Here is a 23,433-nt window from a genome sequence, read left to right on the forward strand (position 1 = left end):
ATAGGTTACAATTGAGGGAGGCGAAGGCGGTTAGAGGCGGAGGGTTGCGTTGGGGCGGCGGGTGGACTTCGTGAAGGACGTGGAATCTGGAGATCCAGCCAAGGTGTCGATCGCGGGGCGGCCGTTGCTGTTGTTCGATGGGGAGTGCGGGTTGTGCAACGCCGTGGTGCGCTTCCTGTTGCGGCGGGATCAGGCGGCGCGGCTGCGGTTTGCGCCGCTGCAAAGTGAGGCGGGGCAGGCGACGCTACGGCGATTGGGGCTGCCGACGGCGGATTTTGACTCGATGGTGTTTTTGCCGGCCGCGGCGGGCCAGGCGTATCGGCTGCGTTCGGACGGGGTCGCGGCGGTGTTGCAGGAATTGCCTGGCGGTTGGGTGCGGTTGGGGCGGTGGTTTGGCAAGGTGCCGGCGCCGGTGCGGGATTTCGGCTATAAGGTCGTGGCGCGGACGCGATATGCGTTGTTTGGGCCATATGTGCCGCGGCCGCTGGAGCGGCCGGAGTGGGCGGAGCGGTTCCTTTCGTAGCGGACGGCAGTCGCGGGCTAAGAGGCGACGGAGCGCCCGCTAGTGGGTGGCCTACCGTGAGGGCTCCGACACGTTGGGTAGGCGAGGCGCTTGCGCCCGCTAGCGTTGAACGGGCCTGGTGAGATGAGTGGGGTTGCCTGGCGGAGAAGCACGGCAGCGCCCGCTCCTCCTGCGCCAAGGCTCCGGCGGACGGGGAAGTGGGCAGCCTACGTTGAGGATGTGGGTCCGGCGAGGCGGGTCGCTAGGCGGGCTTTGATGGCCGGCCACTCCTCGGGGAGGATGCTGTAGAAGACGGAGTCGCGCTGGTAGCTGCCTTGGACGACCATGTGCCGGCGGAGGGTGCCTTCGCGGGTGGCGCCGAGGCGTTCGATGGCGCGTTGCGAGGTGGTGTTGCGACCGTCGGTCTTGAGCTGCACGCGGCGGCAGCCGAGCGTTTCGAAACAGTGCGAAAGGAGCAGGAGCTTGGTCGCCGTATTCACTTCGGTGCGACAGGCGGCAGGGGCGAGCCAGGTGTAGCCGATCTCGAGCGCGCGCTCGGGGCCACGGAAGTCGAAGAGGCTGGTGGAGCCGGCAACGGTGTCATCGGCCAGCCGGCGGATGACGTAGCAAACCCGGGTGCCGTTGAGTTGGTCCTCGAGCATGTCGCTCACCCAGCGGGCGGCGGCGACATTGTCGGCGAAGGCGGTCGTCGGCATGTAGCGCCACGTCGCCTCGTCCTGACCGATGGCGAAGAGCTCGGGCCCGTGCTCGGGCCGCAGCGGTTCGAGGCTCACATGGGCGTTGGTCAGGGCAAGTGGTCGGACGCGAAAGGGTGGCTGGTCGACGTCGGGCAGGTGCATCGTTGGAAAAAGGATTCTTTACAGGAGGAAACTGAGGGCACCGGAGCCGTCAGCCGGTCGTTGTTTACAGAGGGAAAGGAAGGGGCAGAGGAGTGGCTCTGTTTTCCTCTGTTTCCTCCTGTAAAATGAACTCAGCCGCGGGCGGCGTGGACGCCGGTGGCGAAGCGGCGGAGGCCTTCCTGCAGGGTGATCTCGGGGCAGCCGAAGTTGAGGCGGACGTAGCTGCCGGGTTTGGCGCCGAAGAAGGCGCCTTCGCTGAGGCCGATGCCATGCGATTCAAAGTGCGCGATCGGGTCTTCGAGGCCGAGTTCCTCGACGTTGATCCAGGAAAGGTAGGTCGCCTCCTGCGGGGCGACGAGGCGCACGCCGGGCAGGTCGGCCATGGTGCGTTCGATGAGCGCGGCGTTGCCGCGCAGGGTGGTGAGCAGGTCCTGGCGCCAGGCTTCGGAGGAGCCGTCGTAGGCGGCTTCGCAGGCGGCGTAGGCGAGGTTGTTGACCTCGGGGAGGAGGCCGCGGGCGATGTGTTCGAAGCGGCGGCGCAGCGAGTCGTTGGAAATGATGGCGAGGGTGCAACCGAGGCCGGCGATGTTGTAGGTCTTGCTCGGCGCCATGAGCGTGATGGTGCGCTCGGCGAGCTCGGGGCTGATGAGCGAGCTCGGGATGTGCGGGAGGCTGTCGTCGAGGATGAGATCGCAATGGATCTCGTCGGAGATGAGCAGCAGGTCGTGCTCGAGGCAGAAGGCGCCGAGGCGTTCGAGTTCGGCGCGGCGCCAGACGCGAGCGATGGGGTTGTGCGGGTTGCACAGGTAGAAGAGCTTGGTCTCGGGGGTGACGGCGGCGGTGAGCGCGTCCCAATCGAGTTCCCAGCCGGTGGCGGTGAGGGCCCAGGGGGCGCGGACGGCGCGGCGCTCGAAGTTGCGGCCGGCGGTGAGGAAGGGCGGGTAGACCGGCGTGAGCGTGAGGTAAGTCTGACCTGGATCGCAGTAGGCGAGAGAGCAGAGATTGAGCCCGCAGACCATGCCGGGCAGCCAGACAAACCACGACGGATCGACTTCCCAACCGTAGTGCTCGGCGTGGTGTTTCACGATGGCGTCGAGCGTCGATTTGACCGGTCGCGCGTAGCCGAACACGCCGTGATCCACGCGTTGATGCAGCGCTTCCAGAATGGCGGGAGAGGATAGGAAATCCATATCGGCCACCCACATCGGGAGGATGTCGCGATCGGCGTATTTTTGCCATTTCTGAGAGTCGGTGCCGAAGCGTTGTGGCGGCGTGGTGAAGTCGGGCGTCATGGTTGGGTCGGTCGGAAAAACGGTAGGCAAAGCGGTTTCGCGGCGGGTGCGACGGAAATTCACAAATCGGGTGTCACAGGATTGGACAGAATTTCACACTGGCTGTGTCGGGTGTGGGGAACGGGTGTTGGAAATCAGTAACTTACGCAAATCAGCAACACGGCATCGCGTATGCAATACGGATGACACCAACCCAATCTCAACCATCCACAGGAGAACCAAACCATGAGAATCGTTCGTTACACCTATCCGACCAACCGCTTCACCCCGGCTTCCGTTTTCGGGCGCAGCCCGTGGGCCGGTCTCGAAACGGAGATCGATCGTCTCTTCAATTCCGCGCTGAGCGACTTCGCCGGCGCTGCGACCAACGACCGTTTCCCGGTCGACCTGTATGAGGACGCCAACAACGCCTACGTGCGGGCCGAGCTGCCGGGCTTCGAGCGCAAGTCCATCAATGTCGAAGTCGTCGACGGTTACCTGACTCTCGACGCCACTCGCGAGGAGAAGCGCGGCGAGAAGACCCATTCCGCCAAGTTCAGTCGCTCCATCGCGCTGCCCGACGAGGTCAAAGCCGATGGCGTGAAGGCCGCCTACGTGGACGGCATCCTCACCGTGACGCTGCCCAAGAAGGAAGAGGCCAAGCCGCGCAAGGTCACCGTCGAGGTGAGCTGAAGCGACCGCACCTCACCGGACCGGTCATTGATTCCTTCAAACCCATCATCTTAACCAAAGGAGAACTCATCATGAACCTGTTGAATTCCATCATTCCCGCCTTCAGCCGCACCCCGGCCGTGCGCCAGGGTCACCGCGATGAGGAGCTGGGCACGACCGTGAAGCCGCACTACGAAATCAAAGAAACCGACGAAGCCTACGGCCTGACCGTGCATCTGCCGGGCGTGGCCAAGGGCGGCCTCGAAATCACCGCCGAAGACACGACCCTGCGGATCGTCGGCAAGCGCGCCTGGACCCGCCCGGAAGGTTGGACCTCGCTCTACCGCGAGACGACCGACGCGGCCTTCCTGCTCGAGCTCGACCATGACAACGCGATCGACCTCGACAAAGTCCGCGCCGAGCTGCGCGACGGTGTTCTCCGCGTGAGCCTGCCAAAGGCCGAGGCGATCAAGCCGCGCAAGATCGAGGTCGCGTAAGAACTTTCGCGCGATCCGTAACCTGCGACGGAAGCGGACGTCCTCACCCACATCCGACTTTCAAACGCGTGTAACCGCGCCGGTGCTCTCACCCGAGGGCCCGGCGCGTTTTCGTTTTGGCGTGAAAGTTCGGCCGGTGCGTTCAGCTTGGCGGCCAGATGGTTGTGGTCGCTTTTATTGAAATCCCGGGCCTGCTGCTGGTCTTTTTGCTCGTGCCGTTGGTTCCCTGGGTTGGCGCTCAGCTGCGAAGATCGCGGGTGACTGAGGTGATGCACGAGTTGGCTCCGGCTTTGCGTTTGCGGATTCGTCGCCGCCATTGGCTCGCGGCTTTCCTTGGCCGCGCTCCGCTTATGGTGGGGGAGCGGGATGGCCGTGAACTGGAGCTAACGCAGATCAGACGAACAACGGGTCGGCGGTCGCGGAACTTTGTCCGTTTGAAAATGACCAGCGGTCGCGCCAGTTCATCGCTCCGGTTTCGCGTCTCGCCTGAAGGTTGGGAATCCACTTTCAAGCAGTTGATTCGAATCGAGAAAGTGAAGACCGGTGATCCGATCTTCGACCTCGAGTGGTGGGTCGACTCGAATCGACCCGACTTCATGGCGGCGGCGTTGGTGGCAGAGGTGCGAGAGCATATCAGGACGACCGGCGCGGAGGGTCGGTTTTGTTATCGCGAAGGTGAATTGCGATTTGAATCGCCGGGGTCGATTCGCTCAGTTGCCCAATTGGGAAGGCTCCGTGCGATCTGTGAAGCGGCGCATGCGCTGATGACGGTGGCCGAGGTGGATGCTGCCGACAGCGACGAAAGTTGAGGCGCGTTTTCGTTTTGGCGTGGGGCGCCGAGTCGCTCAGCTTGGACGGCGATGCCCCCCTTTCCCTTTGAGCTGCTGGTGTTCGCGTTTTGGGGACTGTTCGTCATCGGAACGATCGTGGTGGTCGTTCGCGCGGGGCGAAAATCCGGGGAAAATCTGCGGCGATTGGCGGTCGAGCTGGGTCTCACATTGCGCGAACAGGCGCCGGTGTTGGGCATCTTTCCGCGGCGTCCGGAGATCAGCGGCGAGCGGGAGGGCAAGGCGACGCGGGTGGTTCATTTCACCACCGGGAGCGGGAAGAACCGACAGCATTGGATCGCGTTGGCGGTGCGACCACGCGTGCGCGGTGCGCTGGAGTTCCGGCTGAGTCCGGAAGGGTTCGCGAATACGGTGAGGGGGCTGTTTGGCTACAAGGAGATCAAGGTGGGCGACGAGCGTTTCGATGCCGCGTGGTATGTGGAAACCAACCAGGCCGAGTTTCTGCGGGCGGCCTTGGTGCCGGAGTTGCGCGAGCGGTTGATGCAACTGCGCCAGGAAGGGCTGAAGGGCCGCTTCGAAACCCATGAGGGTGAAGTGCGTTATGTGGAGCGCGGCGCGCTGGGGAGCGATGCGCAGCGGCGCCGGTTTCTGCTGGCGGCGGACATGACCAGCACGCTCGCCGAGGTGGTCGAAGTCGCGGCGGAGTAAACAGATTTGGAACGCTAATTTCCGCTAATCCGCGCTGATGGATCAGCGAAAATGAGCGAAGATCAGTGTTCCCCGCTCACTCGCCTTTTTCCGCCGCCATGTGGGCCTCGTCGTATTTGAGGAGCTCGTTCGAGCGGATCATGGAGCGGATGATGGCGATGTATTCGTAGCCTTTTTCTGAATACCGCACGAGTCCGCCGGCGAGGGCGGTGCCGGAAATGGTGCGGTGGTTGCGGCGCAGGTCGCGGCGGATGCTGCGCAGGTGCTGATAAGTGTCGTTGGTGTTGAGGTTGTGCACGTAGTCGGCGAGACCCTCGCGCACGGTGTCGTAGGCGGCGACCTCCCAGGTCTGGCCGGCGGGGCGGCGTTTGGGCACGATGCCGGTGCCGGGTTCGTAGGTGCGCATGCCGAAGAGGTTGTTGCCGAGCTTGGCGAAGCGCGAGGTGCCCCAGGCCGATTCGTTGGCGGCCTGGGCCATGATGAGCGAGGGGGCGATCACATCGACGCGCCGCAGCATGAGGTCGAGGAAGGCGACGTCGAAGGTCTCGGGGACCTCGAATTCGTAGCGTTCAGCGGTGCGGGTGAGCCAGCGTCGGTCTAGCCAACCGGGCGCGTCGCCGTCGATGAGGTCGGCGCGAATCTTTTCCAGGTGGCGGCGCTCCTGCAGGACGGCGGAGTTCACGGCCTCGATGTGCGGGGCGAGGTAGTCGAAGAACGCCACCTTCTTTTCGTTGGTGTCGGTGTAGTCAGCGAAGTCCGGCAGGTGTTCGGGGGCGAAGGGGATGAACGACGGAGCCGTGCGGGAGCATTGGCCCCAGAGGATGAGCGCGATGATCACGGCGGCGGCGATGGCGAGGTTGCGCGTCGCGCGTTGGTGGCCCACAGGGCCTGGGACCATGGCGCTTCTCATGGCTGCAGGCGGTGCAAGTGCAGGATGAGACGGCCGTTCATCCAATATTCGACGTAGTTGGCGGTGGTCTCGACCCAGTCGGTCCAACTGTTGGGGGCGTGACCGGCGTTGGCCGGTGAAACGAGTTCGGTGGAGCCGTTGAACCAAGGGCGGTAGGCGTCACCATGGACCATCGAGTTGCGCAGGGTGATGGCTTCGTTGAGGTAGGCGAGGTGTCGCTTCAGGTAGATGCGGCCGTTCTCGACCTTGACGTCCTGCAACACCTCGTCGTCGAAGACCAAGGCCTCAAAAGGGCCAAACTGCCGGGAGGCGGCAGCGGACCCTTGCGCGGGGGGGGCACCGGAATCGTCGCTGGCAAAAACGGGCGCGGCCGGTGGCAGGGCGACCAGCAGAAGGCCGCTGAGCATGCTCCACGTTTTCATGCGGCGGACCCTAGACCGGGTTGGCGAAATGCGCAAGCGAGCCGGGGCCATGGGGTTGACGGACGCGTTGGGAGCGGGATGGTTGGCGTCATGCAGACCGTGATTCGCCAATGGACGTTGCTCGTGACGATGTGGGCCGGGGTGGTGGGGACGGCCAGCGCGGCCGAGCCGGCCAAACCCCGCTGGGAGGAGGAGATTGCGGGGATCGAGGCGCGCGAAGAACAGACGCCGGCGCCGGAGCACGGCATCCTTTTCACGGGCAGCTCCAGTATCCGCCTGTGGCAAACGTTGGCGGAGGATTTTCCGGGTCAGCCCGTGATCAACCGTGGTTTTGGCGGATCACAGATCTCCGACCTCATTGCCTACTTTGATCGGCTGGTGCGGCCGGGGCAGCCTCGCCAGATCGTGGTGTATTCAGGAACCAATGACATCCATGACGGCGAAAGCGCCGCGCAGGTGCTGGCGGACTGGGCGATGTTGTGCGGCATGATCGAGCGGGAGTTGCCGGGCACCAAGATCGCGCTGATCGCGGTGGCGCCGAACCCGGCCCGGTGGGAACAGCGGGAGGAGCAGGAAAGCTTCAACGCGATGGCGGCGGCGTTTTGCGCGCGCAACGGCTACGATTTCATTGATGTGTGGACGCCGATGTTGGGCGAGGATGGCACGCCGTCGCGGGATATTTATGTCGACGACCAGCTGCACATGAACGCGGCCGGTTACGCGATGTGGCGCGAGATTGTCGGCGCGTATTTGCAGTGAGGGGCGGAGCTAGTCCAGCAGCGAGCCCCAGGAGGTGGTCACCTCGAGGACCTTGATGCGACCCGGTGTGCTGGCTTCGAGCAGGACCTCGACGCCGCGGCTGCGGCGGTGGAAGGCGCCGCCGACACTTTCGTAGTAGCTGTAGTAACCGTCGCCGCGGACGCGGTAGCGCTGGGACCAGCCGGCGACCGGTTCGGGGGGATTCAGTTCGAGGTCGGCATCGGTAACGGTGGTGTAGCCGGAGCCGGTTTTGATTTTGTAGCGCAGGTGATTCAGGGCGGCGGTGCGGGCCTTGGCGGCGACGGCGTCGAGCAGGGCTTCTTCGCGTGCGGCGATTGCGGCGGGGGAGGTGTCGTGATCGGCGGGTGGCGTGGGGTGGGCCTTGGCCGGTTCGGGGGTGGGGGTCGCGCGCTCGGCGGGGGCCGGTTGCTCTGCGGTGCGGGCGGCGATGCGATCGGTGACGAAGCCGGGGAAGAGGGCGCGGGGATAGGGCTTCAGTTGGTGGTCTTCGTAGACGTAGACGAGACCAGCCTCGCGGTTGAAGCTGTTGAGGGTGACGTCCTTGAGGATGCGGCCGTTGGCCAGGTTGATGCGGTGGTAGCGCAGGTTGAGCGGCACGTGATCGGCGACGGCGGACGCCACGGCGCCAGCAAGGGCGACGGACAGGACGAGCAGGGCGCGGGGGAAGCGGGGCATGATGGTTTTTGGGACCTGTCGCCCGCGCGCCGGTTCCTCAGGATGAATCGTGGGATGTGACTAACGGTGGACAGGATCGGGCTGAGCGCTTCATGCTGCGCGCCGCTTTCGCGCCACCCCTTATGCACCCTCTGTTGATCGCTTTGCTCGCGGGCGTCGGTTTTGTCGTCGCCTATCACACCTACGGCCGCTGGCTGGGTGGGAAGATTTTCAAGCTTTCCGCCAACGCGGTCTGCCCGTCGCGCCGTTTGGCGGATGGCCACGACTACGTGGAGACGTCGAAGGGCGTGGTCTTCGGTCACCATTTTGCTTCGATCGCGGGGACCGGGCCGATCGTGGGACCGGCGGTGGCCATCATTTGGGGGTGGGTGCCGGCGCTGCTGTGGGTGATCTTCGGTTCGATCTTCATCGGCGCGGTGCACGATTTCGGTGCCCTGGTGGTGTCGTTGCGCAACAATGGTCAGACGGTCGGCGACATCGCGGGCCGGGTGCTGAATCGCCGCGTGCGCGTGCTGTTCCTGTGCATCCTGTTTCTCGCGCTGATGATCGTGCTGGCGATCTTCGGCCTCGTGATCGCGTCGGTGTTTCGGATGTTCCCGAGCGCGATCGTGCCGTGTGTGATTCAGATCCCGATCGCGGTGGCGATCGGCGCGTGGCTGAACCGGCACGGCAAGAGCCTGCTGCTGCCGTCCGTGATTGCGCTGGGCGTGATGTATGTGACCGTGATCTACGGCGACGTGGGTTTTCTGCACGCGCTCAACGCGGCGATGGCCGAGTGGTCGCTGTTGCAGTGGGTGGTGTTGTTGCTGGTGTATTCCTACATCGCATCGGTCTTGCCGGTGTGGTCGCTGCTGCAGCCGCGCGACTACATCAATTCCCTGCAACTCATCTCGGTGCTGGCCCTGCTGGTGCTGGGCGTCTTGGCGGCGAGTGTGGTCGGCGGCGGGGCCGAGGCGGAAGCGGCGGGTGCGGGTTTCGAGATGGTGGCGCCGGCGTTCAATCTGAACCCGTCCGGCGCGCCGGCGATGTTTCCGTTTTTGTTCATCACGATCGCGTGTGGCGCGATCAGCGGATTTCACTGTCTGGTGTCGTCGGGCACGAGCAGCAAGCAGCTCAAGCAGGAGCCCGACGCGCGTTTCGTCGGTTACGGCGCAATGCTCACGGAAGGTTTTCTCGCCACGCTGGTGATCCTGGCCTGCGGCGCCGGGGTGGGGCTGGGACTGGCGGAAGGCGGGGGCGAGGTGCTGACCGGCACGGCGGCGTGGTCGCATCACTACGCGCAGTGGAGTTCCGGGCTGGGGCCGGCGTTGGGCGCGTTTGTGGGCGGCGCGGCGAACTTTCTGGAGGCGATAGGGATTCCGGCTGGCGTGGCGGTGGCGTTGATGGGGGTGTTTGTGGCGTCGTTTGCGGGGACGACCCTCGACACGGCCTGTCGCCTGCAGCGCTACATCGTGCAGGAGCTGGCCAACACCCTGGTGCCGCCGCCGCAGGAGGCCGGCGCGCCGGATGGCTTGGCGTGGCTGCGCGGCAAACATGGCGCGACGCTTTTCGCGGTGGTGACGGCGATCGTGATGGCGGCGATTCCGCCGGCGGGCGCGGAGTGGTCGCTGGCCAACGCCGGTCGCGGCGGGTTGATCCTGTGGCCGATCTTCGGCGCGACGAATCAGCTGCTGGGCGGGCTTTCGTTTCTGGTGATCGCGTTTTACCTGTGGCGGCGCTCGGTGCCGGTGTGGTTCCTGGTCGGGCCGATGATCCTGATGCTCATTCTGCCGGCGTGGGCGATGACCTTGAACGCTTTTGTGGGCGAAACGAGTTGGCTGGCGCAGGGCAACTGGCTGCTGGTCGGCGTGGCGGTGATCACCATGGCGCTGGAAGCGTGGATGGTGGTCGAAGCGGTGCAGCTCTTCCCGCGCGTGAAAGGCGTGGTGGAGGCGGGCGCGCTGGATGGCGCCTCGGCGGCGGAGACCGGCTGAGGACCCCGGTGAGGGCGGACCGGGGTCAGCGACCCCGGCTACAGCATCGACGAAATCAGCGGGTGCCGGGCGAGAGCATCGCGATCGCGGAGCTCAGGCCGAAGTCGAGGTTGCGGGCGTTGGTTTCCCAGCGCTCCACTTTGGCGACTTGCTCCGGCGTGAGCTGGGCGCGCAGGCGGCGTTCGAGCAGGCGTTGTTCGTGAATGAGCTGGGCTTCGGCGGTGGCGAGTTCGCGTTGGCGCCGCGAGGCGGCGGGCGCGTCGACGGCGGTGAGCGCGGCGGCCATGCGAGCGGAATCGGTTTCGGCCGCAACCGTGCGCAGCAGTGGGGCCGCCTCGGCGAGGAGTCGATCGAGGGCGGCATCCTGCTCGGCCGAAAGGTCGAGTCGCCAGCGCAGCAGCGAGAGCGAAGGCGAGCGGTCGTCCTGTTGCAGCGAGATCAGCGTGGCTTGGCCGAGTGCGGCCACGGTTTCGCGCGACGAGTTGACCCAGAAAGGCAACGCGGCGGCGGCGAGAAAGAGGACCAGTTTGTGACGCAAGCGAGGCACGACTTGGCCAGTAACGGCACGGTCCTCGCTCGACTTAAGGAGAAAGATGCGGCGCGGGTGCCGCGCTGTCGTGCCGTGGCGCCTAGCCGGCGAGAAGGTCCAGCGTGCGCGCGTCGGGCTGGCCCTCGTAGAAAGCGTCGAGCAGCCCGTGAAAAACCGAACCCTGGGGACTGACGGTAGCGAACAAGGTGGCCGACGAGTGCAGTTTGAGGTCGTCGGGGCGGCCCATGATGTCGCGGATGGGTCGGTCGCGGTGGGGCAGCAAGGCCTCGGCGCACGCCACCAAGCGAGGGCCGAGGGTTTGGTGAGCCAGATAGGCGGCGGCCTCTTCCCGGGAGCCGAGGGCAAACTGTTGGGCCATGGGACTGGAGCCCAGTCCGTCGAGTTGGGGGAAGATGAACCACATCCAGTGGCTTTGCTTCTGCCCGGACTTGAGCTCGCGGAGGGCAATCGGATAGGGACCCTCCTGCGCAAAAACGAAGCGCTCGAGGTCGAAGTTGGCGGTCGGTGCCGTGGCGGAGGACGGGGATTCGGTGTCTTGAGCCATGGTTCAACTTACTCGAAAAACCGCGGGACAAAACCCGGCGGGGCGATTCATGTAGCGCTCATGGAAGCAACGACCCCGGAGGCGATCGATCTGACGACAAAATTTGGGCTCATCCACGAGCATTGGCGACCCAAGGTGGTGGCGGCTCTGAACGGTCAGGAGTTGAAGCTGGTGAAATTTCAGGGCGAGTTCCCGTGGCACCACCACGAGCACGAGGATGAGATGTTCCTGGTGCATCGTGGGCAGATGCAGGTGGAGTTCCGCACCCACACCGTGTCCTTGGCCGCGGGTCAACTGTGCGTGGTGCCGCGGGGCGTCGAGCATCGCACCCGCGCAGCCGAGGAGGCCGAGGTGCTCATCTTCGAACCGGCGGCGACGCGTAACACGGGCAACGTGGAGGATGCCACGTTCACGGCGCCGAACGACGTGAAGATCTAGCGGTCGGCGGCGGAGGCTTTGGCCGCCGGTTGCCTGGCGTGATCCGGGCGGGGCGTGAAGCCGCCGAAGAAGTAGGCGAGGCCGGTGCAGTGCAGGCGCAGGTCGAGGGCGGTTTCCTCGAACTCCAGGCCGAGGTCCGCGGTGGGCGCGGCGGGCGTATTTGGATCACCCTCCGTGCCGGGAAGTTGAAACAGCGTGGTCTCCATGATGGTGGCAGAATAGCGCAGGGATCGACCAGACGCATGGGCCACAGGTCATGGCCGATGGTCATGGTCGTGGGTCTCAGGTTTGGGCCGACTTGCCTTCGCCTTGGTTATCGCGGTCTTCGCCATGCCAGTGACGCCGCCAGTCGGAGCGCAATGAGTCGGAGTCTCCGTCATGGCATTTGCGATGATGGCAGCAACCTTTGCCTCCGCCGGGGAAGCCGCCGAAGAGCAGCTTGCAGAGCGCGAGCAAACCGAGGGCCTGCCAGTAACTGATGGCCGGGACGGGCACGATGTCGGTGAGCACGCCGTTCCAGAGCAGTTGGACGAGGTAGGGGAAGAGGGCGATGGCGGCCAAACCGAAGAGGATGATGGCAACGATGTGGCCGGCGGTGGGACGACAGGAGTGGGACTTCATAAAGTGGGCGGGTTGGGTGGTTCAGGCGTGGGGCGAGTCGAATTCGGTGCGCAGCGCGGTGAGGCGTTTGCGCAGGTGGAGCACGGCGTAGCGTTTGCGCGAGAGCAGGGTGTTGAGCTTGTCGCCAGTCCGGGTGGCGATTTCGTCGAAGCTCAGGTTCTCCAGTTCGTGCCAGATGAAGACCTGGCGTTGGGTGGGCGGGAGCTCGTCAAGCGCCGCGCGCAGCTCCGACCAAAAACGGGCGCGTAGGTGTTCCGTGCGCGGGGTGCGTTCGTCGAGCAGCCCGAATGCGGAGAAGTCGAACGAGGTGTCGGTCGCGTCCGCCAGGGCGTCGAGCGATTCCGGCTGGCGCTTGCGGTAATGATCGGCGATGCGGCGACGGGCGACGGTGTAGAGCCAGGCTCCGACAGACTCGATGGGGCCGGCGTTGAGCGCGACGGCGAGTTGGCGCCAGACTTCCTGCAGCAGATCCTCCGCGTCGGCCTCGCTGCGCACCTTGGACCGAATGAAACGCAGCAAGCCACGGCCGGACTCGCGGGCGATGGGGGCGAGACGGTCGGGTGACGATGGGTTCATGAAGAGGCTTTGGCTGCAGGCGATGCTCACTACACCCCGGTAGTCGTGGTCGAGATGCAGATATTGTGGGCGAACGCCCAAAAAAACGGGGGAACGTTGCAGTTGGCTCGATCTTCGCGGTCGGAGCTTTGATGGTGTGCGCGATGCAATGCTTTCCGCGCGCCCGTCCCTGGATCGCCTCGGCCCGTGTGGTCGGGGTGGGACTGGCAATTGTGGCTTGGGCGTTGGCGGGCGCGAGCCGGTCAGTCGCGGACGAAGACTTGCCGGACGGATTGGTGCGCTTCGGGTTCTCCCGGGATCTTTTCAAAGGCGTGAACGCCAATGATGCGCAGGCGGCGATCAAGGTGTGGGCCAACTCGATCGTGGAAGGATGGGATTTTGAGGTCTCAACGACGATTCATCTGTTCGACGGAGTGGACGAAATCGTGGCGGCGTTTCAACAGCGCCGGATTGAGGCGATCACCGTCACGAGCCGCGAGTATTGGGCGGTGCGGCAGCAGATCCCGATTGGGCAGATCATCCTCGGCACGCAGGAGGAGGTGGAGCAGCAGGAGTATCTGGTCGTGGTCCGGAGTAACAGCGGTTTGAATACATTGGCTGACTTGCGCGGCCGCAGTCTGATGCTATGGCATTCGATGCGCACGGATCTGGCGGGCGCGTGGCTCGAGGTGGAACTGGCGGCCAACGGGCTTGAGACGATGGGCGACTTCCTGGGCAGTGTTACGGAGGAGGATAAGCTGTCGCGGGCGGTGTTGCCGGTCTTTTTTGGTCGGGCCGACGCATGTTTGGTCACCCGGGCAGGTTTGGAATTGATGCGGGAATTGAATCCCCAACTCGGGCGTGAGCTTAGGGTCATCACGGCGTCGGAACCGTATGTGGCGTCAGTTTGTTTTTTTCGGGCTGATTTTGAGACGCCGCATTTTGCCGATATCATCAGCGCCTTACAGACGGTGGGCGAAACGCCGGCCGGAGAGCAGGTCATGCTGTTGTTTCAGCAGTCCAGCCTGACCCCCAGCGATGGGGCGATTCTGGAACCGGCCTGTGATTTGCTCGATCGATATGCCGCGTTGCAGCGCGCCCGGAAAGTCGAGGACTCGCCCTAAGCGTCCGCGGCGCGATCGTGCAAGGTGTCGTGCACAACCTGCAGGAGGCGTTGGGTGGTGGCGGGTTTGGCGAGGAGCGCATCGACCCCGGCGTCGTTGATTTCCTTTTTGTTGAGAGAATCGGCGAGGCCGGTGGTGAGCACGGCGGGAAGGTTGGGGCGAAGCTCCTTGACGCGGCGCACGAGTTCGAGGCCGTCGAATTCCGGCATGGCGTAGTCGGTCAGGAGCAGGTCGAAGCGGCCGGGGTCGGCGCGGAAGAGGCGCAGCGCGGTTTGCGGATCGAAGCACAGCTCGATGCGGTAGCGGGCGCGTTCCAGCAGGCGTTGCACGGGGCGGGCCACGGAGGACTCGTCTTCGACCAGCAGGATGGTCTCACCGTTGCCGCGGAGTTGTTCGACGAGCCCACTGGGTGAGGGAGCGACGGTTTCGGCGGCGGCTGGGCTGGGGGTGGCCGCGCTCGGGGAAACCGGGAAATGCAGGTGGAAGGTGGTGCCGAGGCCGAGCTCCGACTCCACACTGATCGAGCCTCCGTGGGCTAGCATGATGGCGTGCACGACGGACAGGCCCAGGCCGGTGCCGCCGGTGCGTTCCTTGGTGGTGAAAAACGGTTCGAAAATCCGCTCGCGGGTTGCGGCGTCCATGCCCTTGCCGGTGTCGGTGATGGTGAGGTGAAGGTAGGGACCGGGGGCGAGGATGTGGCGGGCTTGGCGGTTGCGTTCGATCTGGATAAACCGGGCCGCGAAGGCCAGGGTCCCGGGCTGGTCACCCATCGCGTGCCAGGCATTGGTGCCGAGGTTCATGAGGACCTGCTGAACCTGGGTGGCGTCGGCGTGAATGGGCGGCAGTTCGGCGGGAATGCGATTGGCGATGCGGACCGTGGGGGGGACGGTCGCGCGAAGGAAGGAGACCGTTTCGGCCACCATTTTTTCGATGCTCACCGGCGCGCGGCGTTCGGTCGTTTCGGCGTCGGGGCCGCGGGAGAAGGTGAGCAATTGGCGCACGAGGGCGGACGCGCGGCTGCTGGCTTGTTTGACCTGCTGCAGGTTGTCGCTGGCCTCCGCCGGTTGATCGAGGGAGTAGAGTGCGAGGTCGGTATGGCCCAGAATAGCGGAGAGCAGGTTGTTGAAGTCGTGGGCGATGCCTCCGGCGAGGGTGCCGATTGCTTCCATTTTCTGCGCCTGGAGCACGGACTGATCGAGGCGCAGCCGTTCCAGGTAGAGGCCAAACTGGGTGCCGAGGCCGACGAGGAAGTTGAGCAACTCCGGGCGCGGCGACTGGCGCCGGCGACTGTAGAACTCGAAAATACCGAGGGTGCTGTCCCGGAGGATGACGGGAAACCCGAGGCGCGATTGCACGCCAAGTTTGAGGAGCAGCCGCACCTCCGCACCCGTGCGCGTCGTCTCGTCCAGGTCCCCCAGGTTTTCCCAGAGGGCCTGCTGTTTCTGCCAGATGCGACCGGCAAAGTCTTCGCCGCGGGGCAAGGGGGCCTCGCGATGGTGGTCGGATAGATCGCTCAAGTCCGCGTCGTGCGCAAACCAGTGGGCCACGTAGACCAGGTGGGTGCGGCCGCCGTTGACGCGGCGGTAGACGCCGTAGTCCCAGTTCAGATATTCGCAGAAGAGTTCGATGACCTGGTCGGCGGATTCGTCGAGGCGCACGCCGCGGGCGAGGGCCGAGGTGACTGCGACCTGCAGGGCGGATCGCCGCTCGGCGCGCCGGCGGCGGGTCACGTCGCGCACGATGCAGACCGTGCGTTCGTCGGAAAGGCGGCGGATGCCGATTTCGGTTTCCACGAAAGTGCCGTCGGCGGTGCGGAATTGGACTTCGATCAGATCGACGGCGCCGGTGTCGATGGACCGGAGGCTCTCGCGCAGCCGGTCGCGGTCGGCCAGGTTGACGAGGTCGCTCAGCGGCAGGCTGAGCACCTCGCTGCGTTCGCGACCGAGCAGCTCGAGCAGGTGCTGGTTGATTTCCCGCACCCGGTTGTCGCGGGAGAGGATGAGCATGCCGTCGGCGGCCTCCTCGAAGAGCAGGCGGAACTGAGCCTCGCGTTGCGCGAGGTCGATCCGGGCCAGTTTGCGTTCGGTGATGTCCTGGATGGTGCCCCGCACCCGCAGGACCTCGCCTTGGCGGACCACCGGAAAGCCGAGGACGCGCACCCACTTGGTGCGTTTGGCGGCGGTGTGCATGCAAAGCTCAAGTTCATAGGGCCGCGCGTGTTGGACGGCGTCGTCGATGGCCTGTTTGATGTGGCTGAGCCAGGGTTCGGGGTAATAGAGCAGGCCGATGTCGCGGCTCGCGGGGTCGTGGGGGGAGAGGTCGTGGATGTGTGCGACCTCGTCCGACCAGTAGCCGTCGCCGGTGATCGGGTCGAAGGACCAGGTGCCGATGTGCGCCAGCTCGCTGATTTCATGGAGATCGGCGTCGATTTCGCGGTGGGCGATTTCGCGGTGTTTTTGGTCGGTGATATCGGCGGCGATGCCGTCCCACTGCAAGGTGCCGTCGGCGAGGCTTTGGGGGCGGGCACGCAGTTGCAGCGTCCGGGTTTCGCCGTCGGCGCGCACGAAGGGGACTTCGATCTCCAAAGGGCGCAGTTCACGGCCGTGGTGGGCCTCGGCGGCGAACAGGCGGCTGCGGCTGGCGGCGGACAGTTGTTCGAGCAGCACGCTGGCATCAGCCAGTGCGGCGGCGTGGGCGATGCCGTGAACGCGTTCGACGCCGCGGGAAAGATGGGTGAAGCGCGGGGGCGCGTCGGCGTGGCGTTGCCACTGGTAGACGTAGGCATCGGGCAGATTGTCGCCGATGTTGCGGATCAGGGTCTCCCGGGAGCGGATGTGGGCGGCGTCGGCAGTGAGGCGGCGAATGGTTTTCACCGCGCCCAAGATGAGGCCGATGAGCAACACGGCCGCCAGTAGTGCTGAAATCAATACGCGTTGCTCCAGGTGGCCGGTGTGATCGCGCAGTGCGCCGCGGGCGAGGGTCTCGGCTCGGTGCAGGTGGCGGGTGAGTCGATGGAAGGCGGTGCGCAGGCGGGCGCGGTCGGCCGCCGAAAGCCCCGGCGACTCGGTTGGGACGGTGTCGATCAGTCGTGCGAACAGCCGGATATCTGCCGACAGGTCGGATAGCAGGGGCGAGGCGCCAGCGTCGGCCAGGGCCGCGATGACGAGGTGGTGCTTTTCGAGGCGGTTGAGTGATTGGCGGAAGAAAGCAATGCCGGCGTCGCGCTGGAAAGGTCCGTCCGTCTCATCCGCCAGCATCACGTGCAGCATGCCCTGATCGAGGTCATGGTGGATGTCGCGGATCTCGTTGAGTTGTTGTTCGAGGCGCTCGAGGGAGTTGCGCCCGACCAGAGTCCAAGTGATCAGCAAAGCGCCCCCGACCAGCACGCCAAACGTGGTGAGGCGGAGCCAGAAGTAGGCGCGGGAACCACGGGCCGGGGGTTGGGGCGAAAGTGGCAAGACGGGAGGGTGGTTGAGGGGGGGGATTTAAGGCAGGTTTCGGGCGTCGAGTCCGAACGGTGTGATCAGTTCGAGGTGTTGCGGGGTGGCCAGGAAGTCATGCAGCGCTTCGTCCCACGCTTCGCGCAGGCGGGGGTCGGAGTGGCGGAACGCGAAGGCACCGGTCGAATCCACGGCGGTTTCCAAGGGGTCCAGTCGCCGCATTTTCAAATCGGGCGCTTCGCGGGCGAGCAGTCGCAGGGACGGTTGGCTGAGCAACAGGGCGTCGATGTCGCCGGCGCGCAACAAGGAGACCGCGGTCAATACGTCGGGGGTGGCGACCACGGAGGCCGCGTCGTAGTGCTTTGTGTGGCAGAGGGACTCCTCGACGGAGCCCGCGAGCACGCCGACGTCGAGCTGGGCGAGGGCCTCGGGTTCCATCGGCTGGGCGGTGTCGGAAAAAAGTGGATCGGCGGCGCGACCCAAGGCGCCCGGGCGCACGCGGAAGGTGGGCACGGAAAAGGCGACGCGTTGCTGGCGTTCCGCGGTGATGAACATTCCGGCCGCGATCACGTCGATTTCACGATGCTCCAGGGCGGTGATGAGATCGGAAAACGGGTGGAGCCGCCATTCCACGTGCGGAATGTCCAGTCGGGAGGCGACCCAGCGAGCGAGTTCCACGGACTCGCCGGTCGGATGGCCATCGGCGGAGACGTAGGAAAAGGGGGCTTCGATCGCGTAACCGATCCGGAGGGGCGCGCCCGCCTGTGCTTGTGTCAGTAGATCAGATTCACGCACGCAGCCCGCTCCGGCTAGAATCAGCAGAAGGAGTAAAAAGTGCCACGGGAGTCGGCAAATCTGAGGACGCCAGGCCAGGCGACGACCGCTGAGATCCCGATCCCCCGAAGAGGACCAAGTGGCGGCGTTCATGGCCGTGTTTGTGGTGCCGCCCCCATGCCCATGCAAGGTATCTAGGGAGGAACGGGGTAGATTCCCAAGCGGCCTAGATACGAATGGGCCTAGCAGTGGGCGGAAGCGGGATCGGCGCGAGGGGTCTCGCCGTTTCCGCTTCAATCACTTCGGCCGAAGCCCACGAGTCGCCAAGGGGTAGTCTCGAGAATGTTCTGGCGCCAGTTGTCGATGCTGGGGTGCACCAGTCGGGTGGACGCGTGGTAGGCGTAGGGTATCACCGGCATTTCCGCGAGCAGGATGGCGTCGAGCTGGTGATAGAGCGCTTCGCGGGCGGCGGGGTCGACGGTGTGCAGCGCCTGCTCGTAGAGCGCATCGTAGCGGGGATGGGCCCAGCCGGAGTTGTTGGTGCCGGCGGTGGAGAGCAGCAGTTCGTAGAGCTCGATGGGTTCGGGGGTCCAGGGCAGCCAAGCCGCGCGGGCGAGGTCGAAGTCCTTTTGCTGACGGCTGTCGAGGTAGACCTTCCACTCCTGATTGACGAGGGTGACGTCGACGCCGAGGGCGGCCTTCCACATCTGTTGCAAGGCCTCGGCGGTCTGCTGATTGCGCTCGTTGGTGTTGTAGAGGTATTCGACCGGGGGGAAGCCGGCGCCGTCCGGGTAGCCGGCGGCGGCGAGGAGAGCGCGGGCTTCGGCCACGGATTCGGTGAGGCTGGCACCGGGGCTGTGACCGGGCACCGGGCCGACGAAGGCGTAGGACGGCGGGGCGCCGGTGCGCAGCACGGACTCGGTCAGCTGTTGGCGATCGATCGCGCGGGCGAAGGCCTGGCGCACGCGCACGTCGTCGAAGGGTGGCCGGGTGTGGTTGAAGGACACGTAGTAGGTGGCGACGCGCGGGGTGACGCGCAGGGCGGGGTCGCCAGCTTCGCGGTAGGCGGCGATCTTGTGGGACGGCACGCCGTTGGTGATGTGGAGCTGGCCGGTGCGGTAGGCGCGTTCCTCGGTATCGAGGCTTTCGATGGCGAAGAAGCGGATCGAATCGGCGCGCACGCTGCGCGGGTAGTGAGGGTTGCGTTGCACCTCCACGTATTGGTTGGTGCGCCAGGCGGTGAGTTGGTAGGGGCCGTTGGAGACGAGTTCACCGGGTTTCGTGAAGTTGGTGCTCAGGCTGTAGGGGTCGCCGTGTTCGCGCAGGCTGGGGAAGTGCACCGGGAGCCAGGGATAGGCCGTGAGTTTCCCCAGAAACCCGGCCGAAGGCTCGGCCAGCGCGATGACGAGCGTGTGTTCGTCGGGGGCCGCGAAGCCGAGGGTCGAGGGGTCGGTGGAGCGCCCGAGAAAGTAGTACTCGACGCCTTGGATCGGGTAGGCCTTGGCGGCGAGTTCAGCGGCGAGGGAAGGCGTGACAAAGCGGCGGAGGGACTCGACCCATTGGGAGGCGGTGACCGGTTCGCCGTTGGACCAGCGGTCCCGCGGGTCGAGGTGGAAGGTGTAGATGCGACCATCGGGCGAGATCTCCCAACTCGCGGCCGCCGCCGGCACGACCTCGGACGCGTCTTCGTTCCAATCGACCAGTGGCTCCCACAAGGCGCTGATGATCTGCGACTCGGACGAGCCGGTGTTACGATGAGGATCGAGCGAAGACGGTTCGCCGCCTATGCCCATGAGCATCTGGTTTTGTGCGCGGGCGGTGTCGATCGGGTCGGTGCGGGCGCAGCCGGTGAAGAGGGCCGACGCCAGCAAGAGAGCGCCGGCGACCGCGAACCGGGTGCGAGTTGGGTCCACAATAGGGTGCATGGTAAAATCGAGCATGGGTCCGGGCGTGGAGCAAGGATCGAGCCCGGGGGGGAGGCGACGGTGCACTCAACCAGCCCGGACTCGACAGCAGTCGGGGATTTCGCGGATGGTGACACGAGCATGACCGCGTTTGGGATCTTCTCCGGTTTGTTCAACGTGGGGATCACGTTGATCGCGGCGGCGCTCATCTGGCCGCGACGGCGGGACGATCGGCGCTCGCGGCGGTTCTTGTGGGAGGCTTTGTTCATCGCGGCGTGGTCGGGGTTCTACGTGTTGTGGTTGCACGAAGGCGACGCCGAGCGGGCGATCTGGTGGCTGAGGTGTTTGTCGGCGGCGGCAATCTGTATTCCGGTCGCGTTCTTTATGTTGGCCTGCGCGATTGTGGGCCGACCGGGTGGCATGGAGGCGCGGTTTTATGCGGGGGCGACGTTGTTGCTGGTGCCATTCAGTTTCACGGACTACGTGGTGGCGGGGGTGAGTGCGCAGGTGGGAGTGATGCACTGGCCGGTGGCGGGAAGCGGTTATTGGCTCTACCTGATTGTGTTCGCCGGCGTGGCGTTGCGCGCGAATCTTTTGCTGCTGCGGCACTACGACCGGGCGGTGGGACGGGAGCGCAATCAACTCTCCTACGTGGTGTTGTCAGGCGCGGTGGGATTCCTGGGCGGGGCGACCAATTTTCCGGCTTGGTATGGCTTGCCGATTCCGCCGGTCGGCACGCCGCTGGTGGGGCTCCACATGCTGGGCGTCTGCGTCGCGGTGATCCGGTTTCGTTTGCTACCGTTCAATTTGGGGCTGGCGCGGATCATTGCCGAGATGGCGGTGCCGGCGGGGTTTGTGGCGGTGGCATCCGTGGTCTACGTCGGGTTGGCGGCGATGGTGGGGCCGCAATTTGAATGGGTGGCGCTGGGCTTTACGGCCTATGCGACGATGCTGCTGGCTTATCGTTGGGGCAGTCGTTTGCGGCGGGTGTTGGAAGGTTATCTGGAGCGCCGGGTGGCGCCGCAGTTGTTGGAGCGCCGACTCGCGCTGGAGGCCTTGGCCAAGCGGTTGTGGTTGTCGCCCAATGAGGAGGAGGTCTTCGCGGAATTGGTGACCGGTCTGCGCGAGGTTTTCCGGGGCGGCGAGATCGCGCTCTATGTGCGCCGGGAAGGGGGCGATACGTGGGGGCTGCACGCGCATTCCGATCGTTGGGTGGGGGATGATGCGTCGCCCGGCGAGCTGCCGACCTTGCGGGCGGACCCGGCGCTTTCCCGCCTCGACATCGTTGACCCGGCGGATGCGAAGCGGCGGATCGGTGTATTGTTTGTGCGGATACCCGCGGATTCGGGTGGCTTCCTCACCGAGTTTGACGAGCAGTTGGCCGCGCGGCTCTGCCTCGAGGTCGGCCGGGTGGTGCGGACCAAACGCATCGAGCGGCGGGCGGGTGATACGGAAAAAATGGTGTCGCTCGGCACTTTGGCTGCGGGCATTGCCCACGAGTTCCGCAATCCGTTGGCGAGCATCCGGGTCTTCGTCGATCTGGTGGGCATGCGGCGGGGGGCGCAGGCGCTGGCCCTGCAGGAGCAGGTGAATCAGGATGTCACGCGGTTGAACGCGCTGATCTCAAACGTGATGGCGCTTTCGCAGGGCGCGCGCTCGGGGTTTCAGGTCGTCGAGCTGAACGAGGTGATTGCGCAGGCGATCAACAGCACGGTGGCGAACTACGATGCGTTGCCGGCGTGGTTCGAGGTGGCGCAGGAGGGCGAAGGGCCGGCGCGCACGCACGGTTCCCAACCCGAACTGGTGCAGGTGTTCACCAATCTGTTTTCCAACGCGATCGACGCTGCGCGGGCCGTGCCGGGGCGCGAGCCGCGCATCGCGGTGCGGGTGCGGGTGGGGGCGGTGGTGCGCGTGACGGTGAGTGACAACGGGCCGGGTATTCCGGCGGATGAACTGGACCGGATCTGGGATGCTTTCCATTCGACGAAAGCGGCCGAAGGCCCGGCCGGGCGCCGGGGTGGGGTGGGCCTGGGGCTGGCGTTTGTGAAAGTGGTGCTCGGCTTGCACAATGCCGAGGTGCGCGTGCGCAACCCGGCGAGCGGCGGGGCGGAGTTTGTGATCGAGATGCCGCTGGCGCTGGTCCCGGCGGTCACCTCCCGGGACCCCTTCGGTCAGGCGACCGGAAACTCGAGCGTGACCCGCGACCCGACGCCGGGGGTGGAGGTGTAGGCGAGCGAAGCGCCATGGGCAGTGGCGATCTGGCGGATGATGAGCACGCCCAGGCCGTTATCGGCGGATTCGGAACGTTCGGGCGGGCCGTCCAAGGCGGCGAGCCGTTCGGCCGACATGCCCTCGCCGTCGTCTGTCATGGTAACGCGGATACGCTTGGGATCCGCCAGGGCGGCAATATCCAAGGTGAGGTGGCGGGCGCCAGCCTGGCAGGCATTGGTGATGAGGTTTTGAAACAGCCGGGTCAGATCGAGCGGTGAGCCGTGGACGTTCGCGCTGGCCGCGCCGGTGAAGGAGATCCGGGTTGAGGGCAGCAAGGCCACCTCGGCGGCGGTGGCGGCGATCTGGCGCAGGTCGGTCGCGACGAAACCTTCGGTGTGGCGATGCAGGGTGCGCCAGTTGGTGGTGAGTTGCCGGCAATAGTCGGTGGCCTTGCCCATGTGTTCGAGGGTCCGCTCGAGCCGGGCGAGGGTCGGGTCGGTTTGGGTGGCGTCGTTGATCTCGCGGTGCAGGACCTGCAGACAGATTTGGATCATCAGCAGCGGCGAAGACAGATCGTGCATGAAGCAACTGGTGGCGTCGTTTTGCCAGAGTTTGGGCCGGTTGGCCTTGAGCTCCTCGCGCTGTTGCATGGCGATGCGCCGGGTTTCGGCGGCGAGCCGGGCCTCGCCGCGTTTGACCGGGGTTTCGTTGATGAAGCTGTCGATTGCCTCGAACAGCACCGGCAACGGCTGGGCCTTGGGGATGAAGTAACGGGCGCCAATGCGCATCGATTCGCGGATGTGGGCGGAGCCGTCGACCCCGGTCAGCATAAGCACGGTGAGCGGTGGATCGGCCTCGCGCAGTTTCGCCAAGGTGGTGAAGCCGTCCCAGTCGGGCATGCAGATGTCGAGCAGCACCAAATCGAAGGGCTGCATTGCCGCGATGCTGACGGCCTCGCGGCCACCGGAGGCTTCAACGACCTGGTAGCGATCACTCAAGGCGATGGCCAACGCGGTGCGCGGCCCGGGTTCGTCATCGACGATGAGAATCCGGCGGTCGGGGGCAGCGGGCGCCGACGATGGAGAAGGGTGACCGAAAAGCGGATCGGTGGACATGGTGCAGTCCGGGAGAATGGTCCCTTGGCGGTGCCGGGCGAAACAAAAGCCGACTCGGCACGAGTCGGCTTTGGGAAGAAGGAGCGGGCCGGACCGGCG

General features: G+C 65.4%; 24 protein-coding genes. 10 read left to right on the forward strand and 14 right to left on the reverse strand.

All coding sequences use genetic code 11. The features are described from left to right. The first annotated feature begins 79 nt into the window (after positions 1-79). Positions 80-523, forward strand: coding sequence for a thiol-disulfide oxidoreductase DCC family protein (locus AC0MRV_RS09020; protein WP_472764132.1), 444 nt, complete (start codon positions 80-82; stop codon positions 521-523). Between the two features lie 206 nt (positions 524-729). Here the strand turns inward: AC0MRV_RS09020 and AC0MRV_RS09025 are convergent, their stop codons facing one another. Continuing rightward, complete coding sequence (locus AC0MRV_RS09025) at positions 730-1,362, reverse strand: GNAT family N-acetyltransferase (RefSeq protein WP_472764133.1); 633 nt, start codon at positions 1,360-1,362, stop codon at positions 730-732. Between the two features lie 131 nt (positions 1,363-1,493). Next, positions 1,494-2,654 (reverse strand): MalY/PatB family protein, encoded by a 1,161-nt coding sequence (locus AC0MRV_RS09030; RefSeq protein ID WP_472764134.1) that lies wholly within the window; start codon positions 2,652-2,654, stop codon positions 1,494-1,496. A 225-nt stretch (positions 2,655-2,879) separates the two neighbouring features. Between AC0MRV_RS09030 and AC0MRV_RS09035 the strand changes: the two genes are divergently transcribed. From AC0MRV_RS09035 to AC0MRV_RS09050, 4 genes are all read left to right on the forward strand, one after another. Next, positions 2,880-3,326, forward strand: a complete 447-nt coding sequence (locus tag AC0MRV_RS09035) for an Hsp20/alpha crystallin family protein (protein ID WP_472764135.1) — start codon at positions 2,880-2,882, stop codon at positions 3,324-3,326. A gap of 71 nt (positions 3,327-3,397) precedes the next feature. After that, positions 3,398-3,802, forward strand: coding sequence for an Hsp20/alpha crystallin family protein (locus AC0MRV_RS09040; protein ID WP_472764136.1), 405 nt, complete (start codon positions 3,398-3,400; stop codon positions 3,800-3,802). Between the two features lie 158 nt (positions 3,803-3,960). Then, on the forward strand, positions 3,961-4,611 hold the full coding sequence (locus tag AC0MRV_RS09045; RefSeq protein WP_472764137.1) for a hypothetical protein: 651 nt from the start codon (positions 3,961-3,963) through the stop codon (positions 4,609-4,611). A gap of 51 nt (positions 4,612-4,662) precedes the next feature. Beyond that, on the forward strand, positions 4,663-5,298 hold the full coding sequence (locus AC0MRV_RS09050) for a hypothetical protein (RefSeq protein ID WP_472764138.1): 636 nt from the start codon (positions 4,663-4,665) through the stop codon (positions 5,296-5,298). A gap of 76 nt (positions 5,299-5,374) precedes the next feature. Here AC0MRV_RS09050 and AC0MRV_RS09055 read toward each other — a convergent pair whose 3' ends face one another. Together AC0MRV_RS09055 and AC0MRV_RS09060 are read right to left on the reverse strand one after the other, a co-directional pair. Then, positions 5,375-6,196, reverse strand: coding sequence for a glucosaminidase domain-containing protein (locus AC0MRV_RS09055; RefSeq protein ID WP_472764139.1), 822 nt, complete (start codon positions 6,194-6,196; stop codon positions 5,375-5,377). Between the two features lie 8 nt (positions 6,197-6,204). Beyond that, positions 6,205-6,630, reverse strand: a complete 426-nt coding sequence (locus tag AC0MRV_RS09060) for a hypothetical protein (RefSeq protein WP_472764140.1) — start codon at positions 6,628-6,630, stop codon at positions 6,205-6,207. 90 nt (positions 6,631-6,720) lie between these two features. Between AC0MRV_RS09060 and AC0MRV_RS09065 the strand changes: the two genes are divergently transcribed. Further along, entirely contained in the window at positions 6,721-7,389 is a 669-nt protein-coding gene (locus tag AC0MRV_RS09065; protein WP_472764141.1) for an SGNH/GDSL hydrolase family protein, read from the forward strand. 9 nt (positions 7,390-7,398) lie between these two features. On the opposite strand, the gene AC0MRV_RS09070 is transcribed toward AC0MRV_RS09065, so the two are convergent. Further along, positions 7,399-8,085, reverse strand: coding sequence for a hypothetical protein (locus AC0MRV_RS09070; RefSeq protein ID WP_472764142.1), 687 nt, complete (start codon positions 8,083-8,085; stop codon positions 7,399-7,401). Between the two features lie 122 nt (positions 8,086-8,207). On the opposite strand from AC0MRV_RS09070, the gene AC0MRV_RS09075 reads away from it, so the two are divergent. Beyond that, positions 8,208-10,058, forward strand: coding sequence for a carbon starvation CstA family protein (locus AC0MRV_RS09075; RefSeq protein ID WP_472764143.1), 1,851 nt, complete (start codon positions 8,208-8,210; stop codon positions 10,056-10,058). A 55-nt stretch (positions 10,059-10,113) separates the two neighbouring features. On the opposite strand, the gene AC0MRV_RS09080 is transcribed toward AC0MRV_RS09075, so the two are convergent. Both AC0MRV_RS09080 and AC0MRV_RS09085 read right to left on the reverse strand, forming a co-directional pair. Next, entirely contained in the window at positions 10,114-10,605 is a 492-nt protein-coding gene (locus tag AC0MRV_RS09080; protein ID WP_472764144.1) for a hypothetical protein, read from the reverse strand. A gap of 82 nt (positions 10,606-10,687) precedes the next feature. Beyond that, positions 10,688-11,152, reverse strand: coding sequence for a DUF1810 domain-containing protein (locus AC0MRV_RS09085; protein WP_472764145.1), 465 nt, complete (start codon positions 11,150-11,152; stop codon positions 10,688-10,690). A 60-nt stretch (positions 11,153-11,212) separates the two neighbouring features. On the opposite strand from AC0MRV_RS09085, the gene AC0MRV_RS09090 reads away from it, so the two are divergent. After that, positions 11,213-11,590, forward strand: a complete 378-nt coding sequence (locus AC0MRV_RS09090; RefSeq protein WP_472764146.1) for a cupin domain-containing protein — start codon at positions 11,213-11,215, stop codon at positions 11,588-11,590. On the opposite strand, the gene AC0MRV_RS09095 is transcribed toward AC0MRV_RS09090, so the two are convergent. From AC0MRV_RS09095 to AC0MRV_RS09105, 3 genes are all read right to left on the reverse strand, one after another. Next, positions 11,587-11,796, reverse strand: coding sequence for a hypothetical protein (locus tag AC0MRV_RS09095; protein ID WP_472764147.1), 210 nt, complete (start codon positions 11,794-11,796; stop codon positions 11,587-11,589). The genes AC0MRV_RS09090 and AC0MRV_RS09095 overlap by 4 nt on opposite strands. Positions 11,797-11,872: 76 nt before the next feature. Beyond that, positions 11,873-12,211 (reverse strand): hypothetical protein, encoded by a 339-nt coding sequence (locus AC0MRV_RS09100; RefSeq protein WP_472764148.1) that lies wholly within the window; start codon positions 12,209-12,211, stop codon positions 11,873-11,875. Between the two features lie 21 nt (positions 12,212-12,232). Continuing rightward, positions 12,233-12,787: an RNA polymerase sigma factor gene (locus tag AC0MRV_RS09105; protein ID WP_472764149.1), complete on the reverse strand. Its 555-nt coding sequence runs from the start codon at positions 12,785-12,787 to the stop codon at positions 12,233-12,235. 143 nt (positions 12,788-12,930) lie between these two features. Between AC0MRV_RS09105 and AC0MRV_RS09110 the strand changes: the two genes are divergently transcribed. Next, a complete protein-coding gene (locus tag AC0MRV_RS09110) occupies positions 12,931-13,890 on the forward strand; it encodes a PhnD/SsuA/transferrin family substrate-binding protein (RefSeq protein ID WP_472764150.1) in 960 nt (319 codons plus the stop codon). Here the strand turns inward: AC0MRV_RS09110 and AC0MRV_RS09115 are convergent. The 3 genes from AC0MRV_RS09115 to AC0MRV_RS09125 all read right to left on the reverse strand — a co-directional run bounded on the left by AC0MRV_RS09115 (position 13,887) and on the right by AC0MRV_RS09125 (position 20,029). Continuing rightward, positions 13,887-17,348, reverse strand: coding sequence for a PAS domain S-box protein (locus AC0MRV_RS09115; protein WP_472764151.1), 3,462 nt, complete (start codon positions 17,346-17,348; stop codon positions 13,887-13,889). The genes AC0MRV_RS09110 and AC0MRV_RS09115 overlap by 4 nt on opposite strands. Positions 17,349-17,375: 27 nt before the next feature. Beyond that, on the reverse strand, positions 17,376-18,125 hold the full coding sequence (locus tag AC0MRV_RS09120; RefSeq protein WP_472764152.1) for a transporter substrate-binding domain-containing protein: 750 nt from the start codon (positions 18,123-18,125) through the stop codon (positions 17,376-17,378). A gap of 272 nt (positions 18,126-18,397) precedes the next feature. Continuing rightward, positions 18,398-20,029: a peptide ABC transporter substrate-binding protein gene (locus AC0MRV_RS09125; RefSeq protein WP_472764153.1), complete on the reverse strand. Its 1,632-nt coding sequence runs from the start codon at positions 20,027-20,029 to the stop codon at positions 18,398-18,400. Positions 20,030-20,149: 120 nt separating this feature from the next. On the opposite strand from AC0MRV_RS09125, the gene AC0MRV_RS09130 reads away from it, so the two are divergent. Further along, positions 20,150-22,237 (forward strand): sensor histidine kinase, encoded by a 2,088-nt coding sequence (locus AC0MRV_RS09130; RefSeq protein ID WP_472764154.1) that lies wholly within the window; start codon positions 20,150-20,152, stop codon positions 22,235-22,237. Here AC0MRV_RS09130 and AC0MRV_RS09135 read toward each other — a convergent pair. After that, complete coding sequence (locus tag AC0MRV_RS09135; protein WP_472764155.1) at positions 22,180-23,334, reverse strand: response regulator; 1,155 nt, start codon at positions 23,332-23,334, stop codon at positions 22,180-22,182. The genes AC0MRV_RS09130 and AC0MRV_RS09135 overlap by 58 nt on opposite strands. Positions 23,335-23,433 lie beyond the last annotated feature (99 nt).

The organism is Actomonas spartinae (assembly GCF_051209155.1).
Classification (GTDB): Bacteria; Verrucomicrobiota; Verrucomicrobiia; order Opitutales; family Opitutaceae; genus Actomonas.

What these genes read in the sequence shown, in the direction of transcription:
- AC0MRV_RS09025 (WP_472764133.1), bottom strand. Translation starts at nt 1,362, where the DNA reads ATGCACCTGCCCGACGTCGACCAGCCACCCTTTCGCGTCCGACCACTT.
- AC0MRV_RS09030 (WP_472764134.1), bottom strand. Translation starts at nt 2,654, where the DNA reads ATGACGCCCGACTTCACCACGCCGCCACAACGCTTCGGCACCGACTCT.
- AC0MRV_RS09035 (WP_472764135.1), top strand. Translation starts at nt 2,880, where the DNA reads ATGAGAATCGTTCGTTACACCTATCCGACCAACCGCTTCACCCCGGCT.
- AC0MRV_RS09040 (WP_472764136.1), top strand. Translation starts at nt 3,398, where the DNA reads ATGAACCTGTTGAATTCCATCATTCCCGCCTTCAGCCGCACCCCGGCC.
- AC0MRV_RS09045 (WP_472764137.1), top strand. Translation starts at nt 3,961, where the DNA reads ATGGTTGTGGTCGCTTTTATTGAAATCCCGGGCCTGCTGCTGGTCTTT.
- AC0MRV_RS09050 (WP_472764138.1), top strand. Translation starts at nt 4,663, where the DNA reads ATGCCCCCCTTTCCCTTTGAGCTGCTGGTGTTCGCGTTTTGGGGACTG.
- AC0MRV_RS09055 (WP_472764139.1), bottom strand. Translation starts at nt 6,196, where the DNA reads ATGGTCCCAGGCCCTGTGGGCCACCAACGCGCGACGCGCAACCTCGCC.
- AC0MRV_RS09060 (WP_472764140.1), bottom strand. Translation starts at nt 6,630, where the DNA reads ATGAAAACGTGGAGCATGCTCAGCGGCCTTCTGCTGGTCGCCCTGCCA.
- AC0MRV_RS09065 (WP_472764141.1), top strand. Translation starts at nt 6,721, where the DNA reads ATGCAGACCGTGATTCGCCAATGGACGTTGCTCGTGACGATGTGGGCC.
- AC0MRV_RS09070 (WP_472764142.1), bottom strand. Translation starts at nt 8,085, where the DNA reads ATGCCCCGCTTCCCCCGCGCCCTGCTCGTCCTGTCCGTCGCCCTTGCT.
- AC0MRV_RS09075 (WP_472764143.1), top strand. Translation starts at nt 8,208, where the DNA reads ATGCACCCTCTGTTGATCGCTTTGCTCGCGGGCGTCGGTTTTGTCGTC.
- AC0MRV_RS09085 (WP_472764145.1), bottom strand. Translation starts at nt 11,152, where the DNA reads ATGGCTCAAGACACCGAATCCCCGTCCTCCGCCACGGCACCGACCGCC.
- AC0MRV_RS09090 (WP_472764146.1), top strand. Translation starts at nt 11,213, where the DNA reads ATGGAAGCAACGACCCCGGAGGCGATCGATCTGACGACAAAATTTGGG.
- AC0MRV_RS09095 (WP_472764147.1), bottom strand. Translation starts at nt 11,796, where the DNA reads ATGGAGACCACGCTGTTTCAACTTCCCGGCACGGAGGGTGATCCAAAT.
- AC0MRV_RS09100 (WP_472764148.1), bottom strand. Translation starts at nt 12,211, where the DNA reads ATGAAGTCCCACTCCTGTCGTCCCACCGCCGGCCACATCGTTGCCATC.
- AC0MRV_RS09105 (WP_472764149.1), bottom strand. Translation starts at nt 12,787, where the DNA reads ATGAACCCATCGTCACCCGACCGTCTCGCCCCCATCGCCCGCGAGTCC.
- AC0MRV_RS09110 (WP_472764150.1), top strand. Translation starts at nt 12,931, where the DNA reads ATGCAATGCTTTCCGCGCGCCCGTCCCTGGATCGCCTCGGCCCGTGTG.
- AC0MRV_RS09125 (WP_472764153.1), bottom strand. Translation starts at nt 20,029, where the DNA reads ATGCACCCTATTGTGGACCCAACTCGCACCCGGTTCGCGGTCGCCGGC.
- AC0MRV_RS09130 (WP_472764154.1), top strand. Translation starts at nt 20,150, where the DNA reads ATGACCGCGTTTGGGATCTTCTCCGGTTTGTTCAACGTGGGGATCACG.
- AC0MRV_RS09135 (WP_472764155.1), bottom strand. Translation starts at nt 23,334, where the DNA reads ATGTCCACCGATCCGCTTTTCGGTCACCCTTCTCCATCGTCGGCGCCC.